Source organism: Oxalobacter paeniformigenes (assembly GCF_027158465.1).
In the GTDB taxonomy this organism is placed as follows: domain Bacteria; phylum Pseudomonadota; class Gammaproteobacteria; order Burkholderiales; family Burkholderiaceae_D; genus Oxalobacter; species Oxalobacter paeniformigenes.
On record NZ_JAMKYL010000003.1, the window covers coordinates 21,831 to 44,476 of the forward strand.

Genomic DNA, 22,646 nt, shown 5'->3' on the forward strand with positions numbered 1-22,646 from the left:
TCCTTCATTTTTATGTCTTTTTCTTATACCGTCAATTCGGAATAAATTGATATTTATTTCGGTTTTTATGTTTGTTCGCAGAAAACTTTTTAAAAACAGTTTATTATGAAAAGATGATTTTTTATTTGTGGAAAACGGGATTTATATTAAACGGGAGCCGGTTGTATGCGAATTGAAAAAGCGACTTTGGGTGGCGGCTGTTTCTGGTGCCTTGAAGCGGTGTTTCTTCAGGTTCGGGGGGTAACGGACGTGGTTTCGGGCTATGCCGGCGGTCATGTCGACAATCCGACCTATTTTCAGGTATGCGAAGGATGGACGGGACATGCCGAGGTGGTGCAGGTATCGTTTGATGCGGATATCATCGCTTATCGTGATATTCTGGAAATCTTTTTTTCCATTCACGATCCGACGACGCTGAATCGTCAGGGGGCCGATATCGGTACGCAATATCGTTCCGTCATTTTTTATCATTCTCAGGCACAGTTCGATGTGGCCCGTGAAGTGATGGCGGAAATGACCAAAGTCTGGCAAGCACCGTTAGTGACTGAATTGGTACCATTACCGGTTTTTTATCCAGCAGAGGATTTTCATCGCGGTTTTTATCGGCAGAATCCGGATCAGCAGTACTGTATGTATATCATCGAACCGAAGGTAATTGCGTTCAGGAAAAAGTTTGCAGACAGATTAAAGGTCAGGCAGTAAAAAAATGCCCGGTATTACCGGGCATTTTTTATGGTAAATCTGCTGGTTGGCGTCAATCTTTTTGTCCGTACATATAGTTTCTGGACATCGGCAGCAAGGGAGATGTACGTCCTGACTTGATGCACAGAACCTGGAAGATAGCGACGCGATCCAGTGCAAATGCATAGGAACAACCGGCCAGATAAACACGCCAGATCCGGTAGCGTTTTTCATCGGTCAGCCGTTTGATGGCATCTGTCGCCTTTTCGAAGTTGTCTGCCCAGATACCGCAGGTTTTTGCATAATGGTGACGCAGGTTTTCGATATCGAGCGGTTCGAGTCCAGCTTCCTGCATGTTCTTCAGTACGAGACCGATGTGTGGCAGCTCACCGTTCGGGAATACGTATTTTTCGATGAATTCTCCACCACCGAACGGGGTTTCGCCACTGTCCGGATCGCAGCTGGTGATACCGTGGTTCATGGCGATACCATCATCCTTGAGCAGGTTGCGGATGATCTTGAAGTAATCCACAAGGTAGCGCAGTCCGACATGCTCGAACATGCCGACACTGGTGATGCGGTCAAATTGGCCGGTGACGTCACGGTAGTCCTGGATACGAATGTCGATTTTGTCTTCCAGTCCTTTTTCCCTGACGCGCTGACGTGCCAGTTCGTACTGGTTTTTTGACAGGGTGATACCGACGACGTTGGCACCGTATTTTTCAGCGGCACGGATGGCCAGCGCACCCCAGCCGCAGCCGATATCAAGCAGACGATCGCCGGGTCTGACACGGATTTTGGTCAGAATATGGTCGATTTTCTTGATCTGGGCTGTAGCGAGGTCTTCGTCACCGTTTTCAAAATAACCGCAGGAATAGACCATGTTGGGGTCAAGCCATTGCTGGTAGAACTCGTTGGAGACGTCGTAGTGGTAGCCGATGGATTCTGCGTCGATCTTGCGGTTGTGGCGTCCACCGAAATAGTGGCGGAATTTGGCTGCTGTCGTGGAGGCTGGAGTATCGAAGATATCGGCCAGGGAATTGCCCATGGTGATCATGTCGTTCAATGTACCCTGTACTTCGATTTTGCCTTCGACATAGGCGGTGCCGAGGTTGTCCAGCGTCGGTTTCAGCAGATAGCTCAGGGATTCCAGTGCCGGTACTCTGATGACGACCTTGGGGGCTTCATTCGGGCTGAGATCGTATTTTTGTCCGGTCCACAGTTCCAGACGCAAAGGTAACGGTGATGTCTTGCGGATGCCTTCGACCCAGTTTTCCAATTTCTTTTCCCAGAACACGGTTATCCCTCCCTATCTTGGTTTGATCCGAAAATTTCTTGCATATCCGTTTTGTCAGTTTTGAACGAATATAGCTGCTATTTCTGATTTTAAATCAGTTTTTCCACCCCTGTAAGGCGATTTGGGCATTATGTTGGAAAATGGAAGGTCAGGACGGGTAAATTATGAAGAATGCAGCATATGTCAAGACATGTCGGACATTTTCCGCTTTTGTGCGGAAGAAGGAGTAATGATTCCTGGATAAGGATGACGGGGATGAATTCTGCTATTGAGGCAGATGTCGTTTCTGGCAGCGAATTGTCGGTTTTGTCGTTTGTCCGATAAAATGACGCGCCGGTTGTAATCGGCGGCAGCCGGTTTCAGATATGACGGCCGGTACGGTGACATCGGCGATGAACAGAAAATGGCGGTTTTATGATGGAAGAGGCAAATTTGTCATCCCGTTTTGCGGGAACGATCCGGCTTTTCGGCGAAGATGGTTTCGGCCGTTTGCAGCGTGCGCATATATGTGTCGTCGGCGTGGGCGGCGTCGGTTCATGGGCGGTCGAAACGCTTGCCAGAAGTGGTGTCGGGATGCTGACGCTGATCGACGGGGATGTTGTCGTCGAATCCAATATCAACAGGCAGTTGCCTGCACTCGAATCCAATCTGGGCAAACCGAAGGTGTCGGTGCTGGCGCAGCGCATTGCGGAAATCAATCCGGAGTGCAGGGTATCGGCTGTGCAGCAGTTCATGACGCCCGACAATATGACGGCCTTGATCGGTGAGAAACGTTTCGACTTTGTGATCGATGCGATCGACAGTGTTCGCGACAAAACAGCGTTGATCGCTTATTGTCGCGATCATGGTGTTCAGCTGATTACGGTAGGCGGCGCGGGCGGACAGATCGATCCGACCCGGATCGCCATTTGCGATCTTTCGAGAACGCAACAGGAACCGTTGCTGGCGAAAGTCAGAAAGCGCTTGCGTTCGCAATACGGGTTTACACGCAATCCGAAAAACAAGTTCGGTATCGATGCGGTTTATTCTCTTGAGCCGGTGCGTTATCCTGCAACGGCAACAGGCGACGATGTAGCACAAACACAGCAGGCCGGTTTCGGCACGACGATGGCTGTGACGGCGAGTTTCGGTATGGCAGCCGCATCTTATGTCATGAGACGGATTGCCGGAATATGAACGTGATATCCGGGATGGAGACGGTGTGTCAGTCGTTTCCGGATATGGCTTTTTTTTCGTACAGGATCCGGTATTCCGGATGAACGCCGGGTTCATGGCTCAGAACGGATTGCATGAGCGCAAGACGGGTGACCTGCCATTTGATCGGAAACTCAGGTGTCCATTCAGATGATACGGATTGTCTGGCGAGCGTGATGTGTGGTCTGAAACGTTCGTGCCCATCGGCCAGCCGGTTCTGTGTCAGGTACGCCTGTATATTGCGATGCAGATGATGCAAGGCATCGGGAATGGCCGACGGGCCAAGCCAGCTCAGGCGGATTTTCGGGAAAAAACCGATGGTGTCCAGTAGAAGGTCAAAGGACCGGAAAACGGTTTGTTCGAGAAAACAGCTGAGGTGCACTCGTACTTCTTCAGGCTGGTTGCCGAGAAAGGCCAGTGTCAAGTGCAGGTTTTGTGCAGGGACAAGGCGTCCATGCACCTGTTTTTGAAGAGCTGCAATCCTGTTGATGGTATGCCGGTCGGGGATCAGTGCGATAAACAGTCTTCTGGAGAGGGTTTGTCCGCCGGTTTCGGAATGGCGTGAAGGTATTTTCGTGCGGTTTTGCATGTCGGCGTGTGGTATGAATAAGGGGTAGTGTGCAAGTTGTTGATGCACGGTTACCTGTCGCTATTATGGCGAAAAACAGTATGGCTGGGTATCTTCCATCGGGCAAGATGGCGAGGACGGCCGGAACGACAGGCATGTATCAGGGTTGTGTTCCGGTGATGATGACGGCATCGGGATTTTCCAGGGCTTTTTTTTCAGTCCGTCTAAGCAGGATACTCATCCCGATGGACAGGATGATGAGGCTGACGCAGTTGCTGAACCAGAATCCAGACGCGCCGGTGATTCTGTCGGGTATCCAGGCGGGAGCAAGTCGAAAAGCGAAGGTATATCCGCAGCCCAATCCGATACACCATAGTGTCAGGATATAAAGCAGCGTTGGCTGCAAAACGACTTTATAGGCCCTCAGTACATAGGAACCGGTAAGCTGGATAGCATCGAAAAACAGCAGACTGCACAGGAATGGAAAGAGCAGTGAGGCACACTGTGCGACGGCAGCATCGGCAGTGTAAAGGTTGATGATGAGGTCTTTTGCCAGCCAGACGATACAGGCGACGGCAATGGCAAGCGATGCGGACAGTCGGGTACCGGATGCGGAAATGTGACGTGCCTTTTCCAGTTGACGTGCGCCGATGGATTGTGCGACCAGTGTGCTTGTAGCACTGGCAAGCGACAGGGGCAGCATGTAAAGAACGCCGGAAAAGTTTGCGACGATCTGGTGACCCGCCACGTCATTGACACCAAGTCGTGCGATGAACAATGCCATGAGGGTGAATGAAGTGACTTCGATGAAGTAGTTGAGCCCGACAGGAATGCCCAGTGCGAGCAGCGCCTTGAGGGAGTGCCAGTCAGGAGCGGTCAGCCCTTTGCCGAACAGATGCAGGATACGGTAGAAAGGGTTGTAACGCAGTATCAGCCAGCCGATGATCAGTTCGAGCCAGAGGATGGCGCATGTGGCCAGCGCGCATCCGGGGCCGCCCATGGACGGGATACCCATACCGCCGAAGATGAACAGGGAATTGAGCGGTATTTTCAGAAGAAATCCGGCGACCTGGATGGCCATGACCATTTTGGGACGTGCCATGGCATTGTTCAGGGTGATGTAGACCAGAAGGTTAAGGGATGCCGGTAACGAAAAGGCCAGAATACGAAGATAAAGCGTCGCTTTTTCCGTCACTTCTGCCGAGGTGCCTGCAATGGAAAGGAATGGTTGCGGGAAACAGAGCAGCAGCGCGCCCGCCAGCGACAGCAGCATGGCTAGCCATACGCCTTGTCTGGCCTGATGTCCCATATGGGTGAATTTGCCGGCGCCGTAGAGCTGGCCGAAAGTCGGCGCCAGGGATTGCATGACTCCGTTGAACGTAACATAGACGCTGATATAGATGGATGCGCCGATCGCCAGCGCACCGAGATCGGTGACGGAATAGCGCGAGACCATCGCGGTATCGAGTACGGGATTGGCGATGGCGGCCAGCTGACCGATCCAGATCGGCAGCGCCAGATGGATGATGCCTGCGGTATGGCTGGAAAAGCGGTTTCCGTTTTTCACTCGATAGACCGATAAAGGCGGAAACGTTCACTGCGGTCGCTGGGCCGGTGACCTTCCCAGATCAGTTCCATGTTTTTGTACCGTTTCGGTGAAATGGGGCGGTTGTATTTGGGAACCCGGTCTCCCAGGAGGAGATAGTGGCAATGTTCGGGAACAAAACCTTCGAATCGGACATTACCGAAATATGCAAACGATGCTCTTTGCGCAGCCGATACGTTCGTTCGGATGCAGCTGTGTTTGTCAGGCATGTGGCTGGCCATTTCGGTAGCGATACCGGCATAGCTCTTGCTGTAATTGATCCATGGCAGCCACAAGGTCGCCAGAAGAACCCAGCACAGGATGACACCACCGGTGGACAGAACGACGGCGCGCCACAGTACGGGCGGCTGGCGGGAAAGGCGCCAGTAAACAAGAGCGAACCAGGCAGCGGTGACGCATAGCGCGATGATTGTGGCAAACAGGTTGAATTCAGGTAAAAAGCCCGGAGCGAGTTTTGTGGCGTTTCGTGCGATACCTGCAGGCCAGCCGTTATGCCGTGCGAACCATGCCAGCCAGATAAACAGGGCGATCAGTGTCAACGTCATGACGGAGAACCAGTCGATGGCGTTGATGGCGCCGCGTTTCATGGTGGGTAGTCCCAGTGCGGCGAGAATCGCCAGAGACGGCAGAAAAGATAACAGGACGGTTTCCTGCATACCCGGACTGAACAGGGCGATGATCAGGAACGTGACGGTAAAGAGGAAAGGCAACAGCACATGCGCCGAGCGCCACTGGCGTCGCCATGCATAGATGGCCCAGCAGGCGAACGGCCATGCCGGCCAGAAAAACCAGATGCCATTACGCAGGAAGTCGCCGATGGCATTCAGTGTCGGCAAGCCGATTTGTCCCGCGTTCCAGATCAGCCATGCGTTGAACGGGGAGCTGTCATAGGGTTGCGACAGTTCCAGTGCAAGCCACCATACAACGACAGGCACGATGGTGGTGACGATGGCGATAATCAGGTTGATGGCATGTTTGCGTCTGGGTGGGGAGCAAAAGAAAATACCGATCAGAAAACACAAATACAGTCCGAATGGGGTGACCAGTCCGTTGGTCAGTACAAGCATACCCAGCGCGAGTCCCAGTCGGATGGCATTGGAGACGGTCGGGGCATCGATATAGCGGGTGCAGCGGTACAGTGCATAGGCGACCAGCGCGACGAACAAGGCTTCGATGCTGGTTTCGTGACTGTGCATCAGAAGGCCGAGGCACCCCAGGTAGATCAGCAAGGCACCGTCGGCCAGCATACGTCCGTATGCCAGGGTTTCGGGTTGTCCGCCGAATGCCAGCCGCATGGGTTGTGCTTCGGTACGTCGCCCCAGCAGGTAGGTGGTATGCCAGACGGAATAGGCACCGATAAGGAAAAAACACAAGGTAGCGACCCGTGCCGCCAGAGCATCGCCCAAAAGCCAGCCGAACAGTTTGATGCAAATGGCGCCAAGCCAGAAGGCGAGGGGCCCGCCATCGGCGATGGGCAATCCGGCGATGTTGGGCCAGAGCCAGTCTTGCCATCCATGCTGTGCCATGGTCCACATGACACCGAAGTCTGCTGCATCACTGTTTTTCCATGGGTCACGACCGATCAGCCCCGGGAGTATGTAAAGCAGACAGAGCAGCAAAATCCCCCAGCGAGGCAGGGTAAGCGTCGCTGCTGCCGGCAATCGTACCGGCTGGGTAGGTGGAATCAGGCTGGGTTGTATGTCGGACATCAGTTTACGGTGGCTATTCGGCCGAACATGGTGTTTGGAAAAAAAAGGCAGCCGAAGCTGCCTTTTTCATGAAGCCTGATATCAGCCGGCAGAAACCTTGGAACCGACCTTGCCGAACTTCTGGCGGAATTTTTCAACACGGCCAGCGGTATCGACGATCTTGTATTTGCCGGTGTAAAACGGATGCGATTCAGCTGAAACTTCAACTTTCACGAGCGGGTATTCCTTGCCTTCGAACATGATGGTTTCACGTGTCGGAATGGTGGAACGGGTAATGAACTTGAAATCACACGAAACGTCCTGGAATACAACTTCGCGATACTCTGGATGGATGCCTTCTTTCATTTATTGCCTCTGTTTGTTGGTAGCCAGCCGGCACTTCATCGGTCTGTACAGCTTCGTGACCTGATTGCCGACCACTTGCGCGGTTTAAGTCAAAATTGCAAGGATAGAAAAGTTCACTGAATCAGCAGAAACTTTTAAACATGTTATTATGACATAAAAAACGTGTTGCGCCAACCAGTACCGGTATGCGCAGTTGCAGTCCGGCAGATGCGGCTGATGGTTTTACCGGTGGTAGATTGCTTGTCCGACCTCGTCGATCTGTTGTCTCAGACGCATGCGTTCATCCGGTGTCATGCGCTTGCCACGCTGGTATCGCGGACATTCCTCAGGTGAATAGGAAGTCGGTGTCATGTCTTCGTGATGGTAGGCTTCTCGGGTGTGCTGGCGTCTCAGAAAGCGTCGGTTGGCCCTCTCTTCCTGAGAGGATTCGGTTTCCTTTTGCACGGTTTCCGAACAGTATTGCATGCGGCCGCCGGCGTGGCAGACCGGAGCGGCCGAGAGTGTACCTGTTCCGGCAATCAGGAAAACGGAACCGAAAAGAAAAAAGGAAAACGCTTTCATATCTTTTACAATCACAATCTGTAAATATTATCAGCCGATTGCAGCCGGGAAATGGCCTTTACTTTTCAAGTGTAGTCAATAAAGGCTCGTTCCGACATAAAAAAACGTTAAAGTTTGTAACTTTGTGTAATGCCGTTTAGTGGAATTTTGCATTCTGGTCTAGTCTTTTTACAACGGTTTTATCAAGGATGGACAATATCATGGCAGTTACAGAAGAAAATCTGGAAAAACAGGGGCGTCAAACCAAGATTCTGGTCGTGGATGATGATGTCCGTCTTCGGGATTTGCTGAGACGTTATCTGTCGGAACACGGTTTTGTCGTCACGACGGCCGAAAACGCGCAGAGCATGAATCGCTTCTGGATGCGTGAGCGTTTCGATTTGCTGGTGCTTGATTTGATGTTGCCCGGAGAAGACGGTTTGTCGATATGTCGCCGTTTGCGCGGTGGCGGTGACAAGACACCGATCATCATGCTGACGGCCAAGGGAGAAGATACGGACCGGATTATCGGGCTGGAAATGGGAGCGGACGATTATTTGCCCAAACCGTTCAATCCGAGGGAGTTGCTTGCGCGGATTTCTGCCGTTTTGAGACGTCGTCATCCCGACGAAATTCCAGGTTCACCGTCGGAGACGCAGCAGGTTTTCCATTTCGGCGAATTCCAGCTCGATCTGGGAAACAGAACGTTGAAGAAAAATGGTGTCAATGTATCGCTGACGACAGGAGAATTTGCCGTTCTCAAGGCGTTTGCCAGCCATGCACGCCAGCCGCTTTCTCGTGACAAGCTTATGTCGCTGGCGAAAGGGCGTGAATATGAAGTGTTCGACCGCAGTCTGGATGTCCAGATTTCCAGGTTGCGCAAGCTGATCGAGCCCGATCCATCACATCCGCTGTATATCCAGACGGTATGGGGACTTGGGTATGTCTTTATTCCTGACAAGGTAACGCAATAATCCCGTACTGCCCATGACGAACGATACGTACCCTGTGCAGGAGCAGGCGCCAGATCAGGAAATACCGGTTTCTCCGGTACCCTGGTGGAAAAGCAGTTTGTTCTGGCGCACGTTTTTTCTGGTCGGGATTTTGCTGGTCATCAGTATGGGGGCGTGGATTTACAGCTTCCGGCTGGAACAACGTGGTACCCGTGCCAGAGCTGTCGCCGAGCAGGTTGTATCGCTGGTGACGATTACACGTGCAGCGCTTGTGCATTCCGAGCCGGAATCCAGGCGTGAGTTGCTGTTTGATCTGGCCAGTAACGAGGGGATCAGAATTTATCCGCTGGAACCTACCGACCAGATCGAACCGGTGACTAATGGCGATGAACTGATGCAGGGGATGCTGCCTTATATGCGCCAGAAAATGGGAGACGATACGATTCTCTCGCCACGGGTCAACGACATGCCCGGTTTCTGGGTCAGTTTCGATCTGGAAGAAGATGACGCGTACTGGTTGCGGCTCGATAACGGGCGTGTGCGCGGGATTTCGGGATTGCGGTGGTTGGGATGGGGCGGTATCGTGCTGCTGCTTTCCCTTTTGGGGGCGGGTTTCATTTCGCGATTGTTAAGTGAGCCGCTCGCACGGCTGGCCTATGCGGCACGCCAGATGGCAAGTGGCAAGTCACCTGAGCCTTTGCCTGAAAAAGGAGTGACGGAAATCCGCGATGCCAATCACAGTTTCAACCAGATGGTACGCGATCTGGAAAGAGTCGATTCGGACAGAACCGAGATTCTGGCGGGTATCTCGCATGACTTGCGTACGCCGCTGACACGCATGCGGCTTGAGTTGGAAATGTCGTCGCTTCCTGAAGAAAGTCTTGAGGGGATGCAGGCGGATATTTCGCAGATGGATGCCATTGTCGGACAGTTTCTGGACTATGCCCGTCTGGGGGCGCATGTTTCGTCCGAAACTGTTGATGTCAGTTCGCTTTTGCATATGATTGTCGAGGAGGCAAGGCGTCGTCCCGGACTTGCGGTCAGTGCGGAAATCGGTGAAGGGCTGTCCATCTCGGCAAGGGAAATCGATATTCGGCGTCTGGTGAATAATGTGCTGACCAATGCGGAACGTTATGGCAAAACGCCTGGGAAAGATCTGGCGGAAGTCGATATGGTTTGCCGCCGTGAAGGCGATGAGGTGGCGATCGTTTTTTCCGACAGGGGTATCGGGGTGCCTGATGAAGATCTGGAACGGATGTTGCGCCCGTTTACGCGAATGGATAACGCGCGTGGACAGGCAAACGGTTCTGGACTGGGGCTGGCGATTGTTTCGCGAATCGCCCAACGCTATCGCGGTCATGTGCGGCTGGCCAACAGGCCGGATGGCGGGTTGGTCGTGTCGGTATGGTTTCCGGCCGCCAAGTCAACGAAAAAATGATGTGGCCGGTGTTGTGCCGGTCAAGATGGCCGGTATGCCCGTTCGCGCATGCCGGTTTTTCTTTTCGTGTCTTTTTCGGTTTATGCCAGTGGCAAGAGTATAATACCGGTTTGTCCGTTTGTTCTGTTTTTCCTTTCTTTTTATACACATTATGCTTATTCTTCCCGGCTCAAATGCCTTGTCCGCTTTCCGTGCCAGACGTCTTTTGTCGGCTTTGCAGGAAAACGATCCTGCCATTACGGGTGTGGATGCACGATATCTTCATTTTGTCGACGGTGGCGAGAGCCTGTCGCAGAACGCGCTTGCCCGTTTGTCGTCGCTGTTGACGTATGGCGATCCGTATCACGGTAACGAGACGGGAGATGAGTATGTCGTCGTGCCACGCTTCGGCACCATTTCGCCATGGTCATCGAAGGCGACCGATATCGCGCATGATTGCGGTCTGGATGATGTCAGACGGGTCGAAAGGGGAATTTCCTATCGTATCCGGCGAGCTGAAGGCGCACCGGCAATGACAGATGAAGTCCGTCAGGAAATCGCTGGAAAACTGCATGACCGGATGACGGAAACGGTGCTTGCCAAACGCGAGGATGCCGCAGCGCTGTTTGAGGAATTGCAGGCCAAACCGATGGAATCCGTCGATATCGTATCCGGCGGCAAACAGGCACTCATCGATGCCAACGGTTCGTTGGGGCTGGCGCTTTCCGATGATGAAATCGACTATCTGTATGATGCTTTTTCCCGTGCGGGACGTAATCCGACCGATGTCGAACTGATGATGTTCGCCCAGGCAAACAGTGAACACTGTCGTCACAAGATTTTCAATGCGGACTGGACGATCGATGGCGAGAACCAGCCGGCTTCGCTTTTTTCCATGATCCGCAATACACATGAAAAAAATCCCGGCAAGACGATTGTTGCCTACAAGGACAATTCATCCATCATCGAAGGCAAGAAAGTCATGCGTTTCTATCCGCAAGACGGCAAGGATGGACATGTCTATCGTGCCAACGAGGAACTGGCGCATATCCTGATGAAAGTGGAAACGCATAACCATCCGACGGCGATTTCACCGTTTCCGGGTGCGGCGACCGGTTCGGGTGGCGAAATCCGCGACGAAGGTGCAACGGGGCGTGGCGCGAAGCCCAAGGCAGGTTTGACCGGTTTTACGGTATCGAATCTTTATTTGCCCGATGCGGTAAGAAGCTGGGAAAATGCCGGCGATGTCACACGCGCGCCGAAAAAAGGGGATACGGCTGCTTACGGAAAACCCGATCGTATTGCATCTGCCTTGCAGATCATGATTGACGGACCGATCGGTGGCGCCGCTTTCAATAACGAATTCGGTCGCCCGAACCTGACGGGATATTTCCGTACCTATGAGCAGAATGTCGATAATCGTGTATTCGGGTATCACAAGCCGATCATGATCGCCGGTGGTATCGGTTCGATATCGGATCTGCATACCAGCAAGCAGGCCTTGCCGGTCGGAACGTTGCTGATCCAGTTGGGCGGTCCGGGGATGCGCATCGGTATGGGTGGTGGCGCAGCTTCATCGATGGCGACCGGCGCAAATGCCGCTGATCTGGATTTCGATTCCGTACAGCGTGGCAATCCGGAAATGCAGCGTCGGGCACAGGAAGTGATCAACGCCTGTTGGGCGATGAAAGAAAACAATCCGATTTTGTCGATTCATGACGTCGGGGCGGGCGGATTGTCCAATGCTTTCCCGGAAATCACCCATGACGCCAACATGGGGGCCGTGTTCGATTTGCGTAATGTGCCGCTTGAAGAAAGCGGGATGTCGCCGCGCGAAATCTGGAGCAACGAGTCTCAGGAACGTTATGTACTGGCCGTATCGCAGCAGGATATCGAATTGTTCGACGAACTGTGCGGTCGTGAACGTTGCCCTTATGCCATCGTAGGTGCGATTACCGAAGAGCGTCAGCTGAAAGTGATCGATCCGGAATACGGGAACAATCCTGTCGATATGCCGATGGATGTGTTGTTGGGCAAACCACCCAGGATGCACCGTGATGTCGTTCATGAGGTGCGCGAATATCCTCCGGTTCGGCTGGATTCGCTGGAACTGGACAAAGTGGCCAGGGATGTGTTGCTGCTGCCGACGGTAGGTGACAAGTCGTTCCTGATAACGATCGGTGACCGGTCGGTGGGCGGGTTGACCAGCCGTGACCAGATGGTCGGTCCCTGGCAGGTACCGGTAGCCGACTGTGCCGTGACCCTGATGAGTTATGAAGGATATGCCGGCGAAGCGATGGCCATGGGGGAACGGACGCCACTGGCAGTGATCGATGCACCGGCATCGGGGCGTATGGCCATCGGTGAGGCGCTGACCAATATCGCTGCGGCACCGATAGCCGATATTTCCGATATCAAGCTTTCCGCCAACTGGATGGCGGCATGCGGGCAGGTGGGCCAGGATGCGGCCTTGTACGATACGGTCAAAACCGTCGGTATGGATTTGTGTCCGGAACTGGGCATCAGTATTCCGGTCGGGAAGGATTCCCTGTCGATGCGTACGACATGGCAGGATGAAGGCCGGGACAAGGAAGTGCTTTCTCCGGTATCGCTGATCGTTTCCGCTTTCGCTCCGGTTACCGACGTTCGTGATGCATTGACGCCACAGCTTGATTGCGATGTCGGTGAAACAGTGTTGATTCTGATCGATCTGGGGCGTGGCAAAAACCGGATGGGTGCATCCGCACTGGCACAAGTAACGCAACAGATCGGCGCATCGGTTCCGGATGTGGACAGCGCAAAAGATCTGAAAGCCTTTTTCGGCCTCATACAAAAGCTCAACCGTGAAGGGTTGTTGCTGGCCTATCATGACCGCTCCGATGGCGGGTTGTTCGCTACGTTGTGTGAAATGGCGTTCGCCAGCCGTTGTGGTCTGGATATCGATCTGGATTATGTGGTCAATGCGGCGCAGATCAAGGGAAGCGACAATGCCAATATTCTCGCTGCGCTGTTCAATGAAGAACTGGGTGCGGTTATTCAGGTACGTCTGGGCGATCTCGACAAGGTTCAGGCACGGCTCAAAACGGCTGGACTGGATACCGCAGCGCATTATCTGGGTGCGGTAACCAGTGGCGAAACGCTGGAATTCAAGTTGCGCGGTGTACCCGTTTATTCACCGTCACGGGTTCATCTGCATCGCTTGTGGAGCGAAACAAGCTGGCGGATCGCGCGGATGCGTGACAATCCGGATTGCGCCGATATGGAATATGACCGGATTCTGGATGCAGACGATCCCGGAATGGCGCCGCGTGTGCCTTTCGATATGCAGGAAAACATCGCGGCACCTTTTGTATCGAAAGGACTTCGTCCGCGTGTGGCGATTTTGCGTGAACAGGGTTCCAATTCCCATGTCGAGACCGCCTATGTCATGCACAAGGCGGGTTTCGAGGCAGTCGATGTGCATATGAGCGATCTGATCGACGGACGTGTCTGGCTGGATGATTTCAAGGGCATGATCGCCGTTGGTGGTTTTTCCTATGGCGACGTGCTCGGCGCAGGCGAAGGCTGGGCTAAGAAGATCCTGTTCAATGAACGCCTGAAAGAACAGTTCGAAACATTCTTTTTCAGACAGGATACCTTTGCGCTGGGTATTTGCAACGGTTGCCAGATGATGAGCAGCCTGGCTTCCATTATTCCGGGAGCAGAAGCCTGGCCGAAGTTCGTGCGCAACCGTTCCGAGCAGTTCGAGGCACGCTTCACGATGGTTGCCATTCCGAAGTCGCCTTCCATTTTCTTTGCCGGGATGGAAGGTATGGAAGCGCCCATCGTGGTATCGCATGGCGAAGGCAGGGCCGATTTCTCGCAACAAGGGGATATCGACAAGGTAAAGGTTGCCATGCGCTATATCGATCGCAAGGGGCAGCCGACAGAAATCTATCCGCTCAATCCGAACGGATCGCCGCAGGGGATCACGTCCGTGACGACAAACGATGGACGCTTCACGGTGCTGATGCCGCATGCCGAACGGGTATTCAGAACGGTGCAGCAATCCTGGGCACCGGGTGGATGGGGCGAATATTCGCCATGGATGCGGATGTTCTTCAACGCACGCAAGTGGGTCGGATAAGGCCGGCAAGGTGAAAACGGCGGTGATACGCCGGAAACTGTTTGAACAGCCTGTGAAAACAGGCTGTTTTGCATGATGTGTACGGTATGGCTTGTCTGTGCAGTCCTGATGTTTTATTTACACCACAATGCGTGGAAAACCTGCCGGTGCATACGTTGGCTATTTGTGTCCGTATTCGTGTGCAGGCCGTTTGGGCGGACTGTGCCGCCGGACAGTTTTGCGGGGGCGATGCCCGATACAAAACGCCCGTATGCGATGTGTTTTCTTTTATAATCTTCTCTTTCAGCAATGCTGTTTTCTTTCAAGACAAAAAATGAAATCTGCCGAAATTCGTGAAAAGTTCCTGAATTTTTTCAAATCCAGGGGGCATACGGTCGTTCGTTCCAGCCCGCTGGTACCTGCCAACGATCCGACATTGATGCTGACCAATGCGGGAATGGTTCAGTTCAAGGATGTGTTTCTGGGACTGGACAAACGCCCCTATACGCGTGCGACATCTGTCCAGCGGTGTGTACGGGCAGGTGGGAAACATAACGATCTTGAGAACGTGGGCTATACCGCGCGTCACCATACGTTTTTCGAAATGCTGGGCAATTTCAGCTTCGGCGATTATTTCAAGCGTGATGCCATTCATTTTGCATGGGAATTGCTGACGACGGTTTATGGCTTGCCGCCGGAAAAACTGTGGGCGACGGTCTATCAGGAAGATGATGAAGCCTATGATATCTGGGCAAACGAAATCGGCTTGCCAAAAGAGCGGATTGTCAGGATCGGCGACAACAAGGGGGCACGATATGCTTCCGACAATTTCTGGCAAATGGCCGATACGGGGCCGTGTGGACCGTGCAGCGAAATCTTTTACGATCATGGTCCCGATGTTGCAGGCGGCCCTCCGGGAAGCCCGGATGAAGACGGCGATCGTTATATCGAAATCTGGAATCTGGTGTTCATGCAGTTCAACCGGGATGAACAGGGCAATATGACGCCATTGCCACGGCCTTGTGTCGATACTGGCATGGGACTGGAACGACTCGCGGCTGTCTTGCAGCATGTACACAGCAACTATGATATCGATCTTTTCCAGAATCTGATCCGTGCGGCCGCACGCGAAACCGGTACGACCGATTTGACGGACAATTCGTTGAAGGTCATCGCGGATCATATCCGTGCCAGTGCATTCATGATCGTTGACGGCCTGATTCCGGGGAGTGACGGACATGGTTATGTATTGCGCCGGATTATCCGCCGCGCATTGCGCCATGGTTACAAGCTTGGTCAGACGAAACCGTTCTTCTACAAGCTGGTCGATGATCTCGTGAAAGAAATGGGGGCTGCCTATCCGGAACTGACCGAAGCCGCCGATAATGTCAAGCGTGTATTGCGTCATGAAGAAGAACGTTTCGGCGAAACGCTCGATAACGGAATGAAGATTCTGGAAGCTGCGCTTGCCGGCGGTACGAAAGTGCTCGATGGCGAAACGGCATTTACGTTGTACGATACGTATGGCTTCCCGCTGGATCTGACGGCGGATATTTGCCGTGAACGGGCGATTTCCGTGGATGAAAAGGGGTTTGATGCCGCTATGGAAAAACAGCGGGCCGCAGCACGTGCATCCGGCAAGTTCAAGATGGCGGCCGTTCTGGATTATGACGGCGAAAAGACGCACTTTGTCGGTTACGAAAAACTGGATGAAACGGGTACTGTGGTTGCGTTGTACCGCGAAGGTGTACCGGTCGAACGGCTGGAAGCGGGACAGAACGGTGTCGTGGTTCTGGATACCACGCCGTTTTATGCGGAATCCGGTGGACAGGTCGGCGATACCGGGGTTTTGCGCAGCGGCGAAGCACAGTTCGATGTCACCGATACACAGAAGATCAAGGCCGGTGTATCCGGTCATCATGGTACGGTGACGCGCGGAGCGATTGCGCTGGGCGACAAACTCGAAGCGCATGTCGATATGCAGCGTCGCGCACAGACCATGCGCAACCATTCGGTAACCCACCTGATGCACAAGGCATTGCGCCAGGTACTGGGTTCACATGTCGCGCAAAGAGGTTCCCTGGTCGATCCGGACAAGACACGTTTCGATTTCAGTCACAATGCGCCGGTCACCGATGATGAAATCCGTCAGGTAGAGGAAATCGTCAATCGTGAAATCATCGCCAATACGCCGACGCAGGCGCAACAGATGTCATATGACGAAGCGATTGCTCATGGTGCGACGGCACTGTTCGGCGAAAAATACGGGGATGTCGTTCGTGTGCTCGATATCGGTTTTTCGTGTGAACTGTGCGGCGGTACCCATGTCGCCCGTACCGGGGATATCGGCTTTTTCAAGATCGTATCCGAAGGGGGCGTTGCTGCCGGTATCCGTCGTATCGAGGCAGTTACCGGGCTGGGGGCGATGCACTGGGTACAGGATATGGCACGCAGGCTTGATGAAGCAGCGGTTGCGTTGAAAACGCAGCCGGACGGGCTGGTCGATCGCGTGGTGCAATTGCAGGATCAGATGAAGGGACTGGATCGTGAACTGTCCACGCTGAAGGCGAAGATGGCTTCCAGCCAGGGCGACGATCTGGCGGGCAAGGCTGTTGATGCAGGCGGTGTCAAGGTGCTGGCATCCATCATCGAAGGCGCCGATGTACCGGGTCTGCGCAATACCATGGACAAGCTCAAGGACAAGTTGAAGACGGCGGCGATTGTGCTGGCGACAGTCAAGGATGGCAAGGTTAGTCTGATTGCAGGTGTCACGCAGGATATGACCTCGAAACTCAAGGCCGGTGAATTGGTCAATCATGTCGCACGACAGGTTGGTGGAAAGGGGGGCGGTCGTCCCGATATGGCTCAGGCCGGCGGTTCCGATCCGAGCGGTTTGCACGAAGCCTTGAAGAGTGTCGAAGGCTGGGTTCGGGAACGTCTGGGCTGATACGGTATGGAAAACAGGGACGCAAGTGGCGTCGATCTGACGGTCGATGCTTGCGGGACAAAATGTCCCATGCCGATTCTGAAGGCCAAGAAGGCGTTGTCGGGTATGGCATCCGGGCAACTGCTCAAGGTGTTGTCGACTGATCCGGGAGCGGTGCGCGACTTCCGTTTTTTCGGCAGTCAGACGGGAAACGAGGTTGTCTCACAGAGCGAAGATAACGGTGTCTATACGATTATCGTCAGAAGAAAATAGGATAGGAAACAGCAGGTTATTTTGGAGCGTTGCATGAAAATACTGGTGCCCGTCAAACGGGTTGTGGATTATAACGTCAGGATTCGCGTCAAGCCCGATGGCAGCGGCATCGAAACGGACAATGTGAAGATGTCGATGAATCCGTTCGATGAAATTGCGGTCGAGGAAGCCGTTCGCCAGAAGGAAGCGGGTGTCGCAACCGAGGTGATCGCCGTTTCTTGCGGTGTGGAAAAATCGCAGGATACCTTGCGCACTGCGATGGCGGTAGGTGCCGACCGCAGTGTTCTGGTGAAAACCGGTGCGGCCTTGCAGCCGCTGGCGGTCGCGCGGATGTTGCAAAAGATCGTGGAAAAGGAGCAACCTGATCTGGTCATTCTGGGCAAGCAGGCTACCGATGACGATGCAAGCCAGACGGGACAGATGCTGGCGGCGCTTCTGGACTGGCCGCAGGCCACGTCGGTTTCCTCGCTGAAAATCGAGAACGGAAAAGCGCTGGTTACACGTGAAGTCGATGATGGGCAGGAAATGTTGTCGTTGACCCTGCCGGCGGTGATTACGGCCGATTTGCGTCTGAACGAACCGCGGTATGTGACCTTGCCCAACATGATGAAGGCGAAAAAGAAACCGGTCGAAACGACGACCCCGGAAGAGCTGGGTGTGCCGGTGGAATCCAGACTGAAGACATTGAAAGTCGCCGAGCCGGCCGCTCGTTCCCAGGTGCAGATGGTGCCGGATATCGCGACGCTGGTGTCCAGGCTGAAAAACGAAGCCAAAGTGATTTGAGCGCTATCGGGCGCATATCCAGTTTTCAATACAGGAATTCAGAAATGTCCATTCTCGTTATTGCCGAACACGACAACCGGTCGCTTAAAAACAGTACTCTGAATACGGTCAGCGCCGCGCAGGCTTGCGGTCAGGATGTCCATGTGCTTGTCGCGGGCAGCCAGTGCCGTCCGGCGGCCGATATGGCGGCAGGTATCGCCGGGGTTTCGAAGGTGGTGATGGCCGATGCCTCTGCGCTGGAACACGGTTTGCCGGAAGATGTCGCCGCACAGGTCCTGGCTATTGCAGTAGGGTATTCGCATATTCTTGCGCCTGCCACGTCTTTCGGAAAAGCATTCATGCCGCGTGTCGCTGCACGTCTGGGTGTCGAACAGGTTTCGGAAGTCATCAGGGTCGTATCGGAAGATACGTTCGAACGGCCGATTTATGCAGGTAATGCCATCGCTACCGTGCAATCCGGAGATGCCGTCAAGGTACTGACGGTTCGCACGACAGCGTTTCCCCCGGCTGGCAAGGGCGATGGCGCAGCGCCTGTCGAAACAATCGGTGCGGTTTCCGGAAACGGCAGGACGGATTATCTGTCATCGCGTACGGATTCTTCTACACGTCCCGAACTTTCCAGCGCGAAAATCGTGGTGGCCGGAGGACAGGGTGTCGGTTCGGCAGACAATTTCAGGCTGATCGAAGCGTTGGCGGACAAGTTGGGTGCCGCGATCGGTGCATCGCGTGCGGCGGTCGATGCAGGCTATGTATCGAATGATTTGCAGGTCGGACAGACCGGCAAGATCGTTGCGCCGGATTTGTATATCGCTATCGGGATTTCCGGTGCGATCCAGCATGTTGCGGGTATCAAGGATGCCAGAACGATCGTCGCGATCAACCAGGATCCGGATGCTCCGATTTTCCTGACGGCCGATTACGGTATCGTCGGTGATCTCAATGAACTGGTACCGCAGCTGATTGCAGCACTGGGCTGATGGATGCCGCACGGGTGGGGCGATTGGTTCTGCCTGAACGCATTTGCGAACAAATATTCGAATGAAGGAGTTGTTATGCCGGTTTCTGGAAGTGAAGTATCGTCCGTATTCGCGCCTCAGGAAATTTCCACTGAAGTATTGATCGAAAAGTACGCCAAGGGCGATGAGACGACGATTGACGATGTGAAGGAACGGGTGGCCTATGCGCTTTCCGAAGTGGAAGCGCCGAAAGACCGGAAGAAATATGCCAAGGAATTTTTTTGGGCCATGCAAAATGGTTTCATTCCGGCAGGTCGTGTCAGCAGTGCGGCCGGGACAGGACTGCAAACGACGCTTATCAACTGTTTCGTACAACCGGTCGGTGATTCGATCACCAATATGGCCGATGGCAAGCCGGGTATTTATACCGCGCTGGCGCAGGCGGCCGAAACCATGCGTCGTGGCGGCGGCGTCGGCTACAATTTTTCCTGTATCCGTCCGCGCGGAGCCAAGGTCAGGGGAACCGGCAGCAGTGCGTCTGGCCCGATTTCGTATATGAAGGTGTTCGACCGTTCTTGTGAAACGGTCGAGTCGGCCGGTGCGCGTCGCGGTGCGCAAATGGCGGTGTTGAATATCGATCATCCCGATATTCTGGAATTCATTACGGTCAAGCAGGAACAAAATCAGCTGAGCAATTTCAACGTTTCGGTCGGCGTGACCGATGATTTCATGCGTGCCGTCGAGGCCGATGGTGATTTCGAACTGGCGCATGTGGCCGAACCCAATGACGATCTGAAAGAAAAGGGAGCTTTCAAACGGGCAGACGGGAAGTGGGTTTACAGCCGGGTCAAGGCGCGTGATGTCTGGGATCTGGTCATGAAGAGCACGTATAACGCTGCGGAACCGGGTGTGTTGTATATCGACCGGATCAATCGCGAAAACAATCTGGCCTATTGCGAGGTGATCGAGGCGACCAATCCGTGTGGTGAACAACCGCTGCCGGATTACGGGTGTTGTTGTCTGGGAAGCCTCAATCTGACGGCTTTTGTCACGGCACCTTTTTCGGCACAGCCGCTGTTTGACTTCGACCTGCTCTCACGGGTGACGACCATTGCCGTCCGGATGCTGGACAATGTACTGACGGCGACGAAATGGCCGCTTGAAGAGCAGGCACGGGAAGCGGCTGCCAAACGTCGTGTCGGTCTTGGCTTTACCGGTCTGGGCGATGCACTGATTATGCTGGGTATCCGCTACGATTCCGACGAAGGACGCAATCTGGCAGCCGAAATCGCTCGTGCGATGCGCGATGCGGCTTACAGCAGTTCGATCGAACTGGCGAGGGAACGTGGTGCATTTCCGATGCTCGATGTGGAACGCTATCTGGAAGGCGGTTTCGTTTCCCGCTTGCCGGATGCCATGAAAGAGGCGATACGCCAGTACGGTATCCGCAATTCCCATCTGACGTCGATTGCACCGACGGGAACGATTTCACTGGCATTTGCAGACAACGCTTCCAACGGAATCGAACCGGCGTTTTCATGGTTCTATAACCGCGTCAAACGGATGCCGGACGGTTCCAAAAAGACCTATACCGTGGAAGACCATGCCTATCGTGTCTATCGTTCGATGGGGCACGATGTGTCGGATTTGCCGGAATCCTTCGTTTCGGCGCTGGAAATTTCAGCCATCGACCACATGCTGATGGTAGCTGCAGTCGTTCCGTATATCGATGCCGCCATTTCCAAGACGGTCAATGTCGCCGAGGATTATCCATATGAAGATTTCAAGAATCTGTATATGGAAGCCTGGAAAAAGGGACTGAAGGGGATTACGACGTATCGTCCGAACAATGTCAGAACGGCGATTTTGTCGGTTCCGGCAGACGAAAAGAAAGATGAAGCAGCACAGAAATCCGACGAACATGCCGTAACCTTGTCCGAACAGGATCGTCGTATCATTCTGAAAGAAGTGACGATCGCGCCGCCATTGTCGTCCTTGCGCTGGCCATCACGTCCGATGTTGCCGGCGGGTGCTTCGGCATGGGTCAGCGAACAGATTCAGTCGCCGCAGGGTGAATTCGCGGTCGCGGTCTCGGATCATGACGGGATTCCGTTCGAGGTATGGGTGCTTGGCGGACAGACGCCACGAGGACTGGATGCAATCGCCAAGATGCTGTCGATCGATATGCGTGCCAATGACCGCAGCTGGCTGCACAAACGCTTTACGATGCTTTCGCATGTCGGTGGAGATGCCTTCGAGATGCCGATGCCGCCTGAGGGAGAATTCGTTCAGGTACCGAGTGCGACAGCGGCGCTCGCACGGCTGGTGATGTGGCGTTACAACCAGCTTGGCGCGCTGGAATACCAGCCGGATGATCCGTCGCCGGTGCTGGATGCGCTGTTCACGTCGCATGAACCGAGGACCGGCACGGACGGAACACTGGCATGGGTTGCCGATGTGCAAAATCCTTCGACCGGTGATGATTTCGTACTGATGCTCAAGGAGCTGGAAATGCCGGATGGTACACGCCGTCCGTACAGCATGGGACTGACGGGTGGGCATCCGCGTGCACTCGACGGTTTGTGCAAATTGTTGTCGGTCGATATGCGGGTGATCGATCCTGCGTGGATCGGAATGAAGCTGCGCAAGTTGCTTAATTATGCAGAACCGCGTGGTGATTTTCTGGCAAGGGTTCCAGGTACGGAGCGGCAGGCCAGTTTCCCGTCCACGGTGGCTTATATCGCCCAGTTGGTTATTCACCGTTATGCGATGCTGGGAATTCTCATGCCGGATGGCCATCCGGTCAATCCACTGGGGGTCGTCGCTGACGAGCCGGTTCGTGAGGTGCGTCCGGCGACCTTGCGCATGGCGGGCAAACTGTGCAATGAATGTGGCAACACGACGGTGATCCGCAAGGACGGGTGTGATTTTTGTACTGCGTGCGGCGCGATCGGTTCGTGCGGTTGATATTGTGTCAGCGAAATGAGAAGCTGCCGGCTGTTTTCAGCCGGCAGTTTTTTTGCGTATGGGAAAGTCGCATGCAAGATGTTGCCTATCGTTTTGCCGGTATCTGTTTGTCGTTGCATATCTTGAAAACAGAATACGGGTTATAATAAAAAGCTGAAATAAATCGGAAATTCAACCCATTATCCGATTTCCGCTATCGTGCAAGACGACATGCGGAAACTGTCGGGCACTATCCTGTCCGACAGCAGGCGGGAGACCAGACCGGCCGGTATGAATCAGGTTCCAGGGCGGTGTGGTTGTCCCGATTATCTCAAAAAGATTTTCAG

The 22,646-nt window shown here is 53.9% G+C and carries 16 protein-coding genes; 10 read left to right on the forward strand and 6 right to left on the reverse strand.

Annotated elements, in window-relative coordinates; all coding sequences use genetic code 11:
- The first annotated feature begins 165 nt into the window (after positions 1 to 165).
- The gene (gene msrA / locus NAI64_RS05080) at positions 166 to 702 is read left to right on the forward strand and encodes a peptide-methionine (S)-S-oxide reductase MsrA (RefSeq protein ID WP_269298433.1); all 537 of its coding nucleotides are present in this window, start codon (positions 166 to 168) and stop codon (positions 700 to 702) included.
- Between the two features lie 52 nt (positions 703 to 754).
- On the opposite strand, the gene NAI64_RS05085 is transcribed toward msrA, so the two are convergent.
- On the reverse strand, positions 755 to 1,978 hold the full coding sequence (locus tag NAI64_RS05085; protein WP_269298435.1) for an SAM-dependent methyltransferase: 1,224 nt from the start codon (positions 1,976 to 1,978) through the stop codon (positions 755 to 757).
- Between the two features lie 414 nt (positions 1,979 to 2,392).
- Here NAI64_RS05085 and NAI64_RS05090 point away from each other — a divergent pair, with 414 nt between their 5' ends.
- A complete protein-coding gene (locus NAI64_RS05090; protein WP_269298437.1) occupies positions 2,393 to 3,154 on the forward strand; it encodes a tRNA threonylcarbamoyladenosine dehydratase in 762 nt (253 codons plus the stop codon).
- A 28-nt stretch (positions 3,155 to 3,182) separates the two neighbouring features.
- On the opposite strand, the gene thpR is transcribed toward NAI64_RS05090, so the two are convergent.
- The 5 genes from thpR to NAI64_RS05115 all read right to left on the reverse strand — a co-directional run bounded on the left by thpR (position 3,183) and on the right by NAI64_RS05115 (position 7,961).
- Positions 3,183 to 3,761 carry an RNA 2',3'-cyclic phosphodiesterase gene (thpR, locus tag NAI64_RS05095; RefSeq protein WP_269298439.1) on the reverse strand — a complete coding sequence of 193 codons (579 nt, stop codon included), beginning with the start codon at positions 3,759 to 3,761 and terminating at the stop codon, positions 3,183 to 3,185.
- Between the two features lie 139 nt (positions 3,762 to 3,900).
- Complete coding sequence (locus tag NAI64_RS05100) at positions 3,901 to 5,307, reverse strand: MATE family efflux transporter (protein ID WP_269298441.1); 1,407 nt, start codon at positions 5,305 to 5,307, stop codon at positions 3,901 to 3,903.
- The gene (locus NAI64_RS05105) at positions 5,304 to 7,055 is read right to left on the reverse strand and encodes an ArnT family glycosyltransferase (RefSeq protein ID WP_269298443.1); all 1,752 of its coding nucleotides are present in this window, start codon (positions 7,053 to 7,055) and stop codon (positions 5,304 to 5,306) included. Before NAI64_RS05105 ends, NAI64_RS05100 begins: the two co-directional genes overlap by 4 nt.
- A gap of 81 nt (positions 7,056 to 7,136) precedes the next feature.
- On the reverse strand, positions 7,137 to 7,400 hold the full coding sequence (locus NAI64_RS05110) for a type B 50S ribosomal protein L31 (protein WP_269264134.1): 264 nt from the start codon (positions 7,398 to 7,400) through the stop codon (positions 7,137 to 7,139).
- Positions 7,401 to 7,622: 222 nt separating this feature from the next.
- Positions 7,623 to 7,961 (reverse strand): hypothetical protein, encoded by a 339-nt coding sequence (locus NAI64_RS05115; RefSeq protein WP_269298445.1) that lies wholly within the window; start codon positions 7,959 to 7,961, stop codon positions 7,623 to 7,625.
- A gap of 200 nt (positions 7,962 to 8,161) precedes the next feature.
- On the opposite strand from NAI64_RS05115, the gene ompR reads away from it, so the two are divergent.
- The 8 genes from ompR to NAI64_RS05155 all read left to right on the forward strand — a co-directional run bounded on the left by ompR (position 8,162) and on the right by NAI64_RS05155 (position 22,320).
- Positions 8,162 to 8,914 (forward strand): osmolarity response regulator transcription factor OmpR, encoded by a 753-nt coding sequence (gene ompR, locus NAI64_RS05120; RefSeq protein ID WP_269298447.1) that lies wholly within the window; start codon positions 8,162 to 8,164, stop codon positions 8,912 to 8,914.
- 13 nt (positions 8,915 to 8,927) lie between these two features.
- Positions 8,928 to 10,331, forward strand: a complete 1,404-nt coding sequence (locus NAI64_RS05125; protein WP_269298449.1) for an ATP-binding protein — start codon at positions 8,928 to 8,930, stop codon at positions 10,329 to 10,331.
- 151 nt (positions 10,332 to 10,482) lie between these two features.
- On the forward strand, positions 10,483 to 14,436 hold the full coding sequence (gene purL, locus NAI64_RS05130) for a phosphoribosylformylglycinamidine synthase (protein WP_269298451.1): 3,954 nt from the start codon (positions 10,483 to 10,485) through the stop codon (positions 14,434 to 14,436).
- A gap of 313 nt (positions 14,437 to 14,749) precedes the next feature.
- Positions 14,750 to 17,362, forward strand: a complete 2,613-nt coding sequence (alaS, locus tag NAI64_RS05135; protein WP_269298453.1) for an alanine--tRNA ligase — start codon at positions 14,750 to 14,752, stop codon at positions 17,360 to 17,362.
- A 6-nt stretch (positions 17,363 to 17,368) separates the two neighbouring features.
- Positions 17,369 to 17,614 (forward strand): sulfurtransferase TusA family protein, encoded by a 246-nt coding sequence (locus NAI64_RS05140; RefSeq protein WP_269298455.1) that lies wholly within the window; start codon positions 17,369 to 17,371, stop codon positions 17,612 to 17,614.
- Positions 17,615 to 17,647: 33 nt separating this feature from the next.
- Positions 17,648 to 18,397 (forward strand): electron transfer flavoprotein subunit beta/FixA family protein, encoded by a 750-nt coding sequence (locus NAI64_RS05145; RefSeq protein WP_269298457.1) that lies wholly within the window; start codon positions 17,648 to 17,650, stop codon positions 18,395 to 18,397.
- A gap of 44 nt (positions 18,398 to 18,441) precedes the next feature.
- The gene (locus NAI64_RS05150) at positions 18,442 to 19,374 is read left to right on the forward strand and encodes an electron transfer flavoprotein subunit alpha/FixB family protein (RefSeq protein ID WP_269298459.1); all 933 of its coding nucleotides are present in this window, start codon (positions 18,442 to 18,444) and stop codon (positions 19,372 to 19,374) included.
- A 75-nt stretch (positions 19,375 to 19,449) separates the two neighbouring features.
- A complete protein-coding gene (locus NAI64_RS05155; protein WP_269298461.1) occupies positions 19,450 to 22,320 on the forward strand; it encodes an adenosylcobalamin-dependent ribonucleoside-diphosphate reductase in 2,871 nt (956 codons plus the stop codon).
- Positions 22,321 to 22,646: the final 326 nt, after the last annotated feature.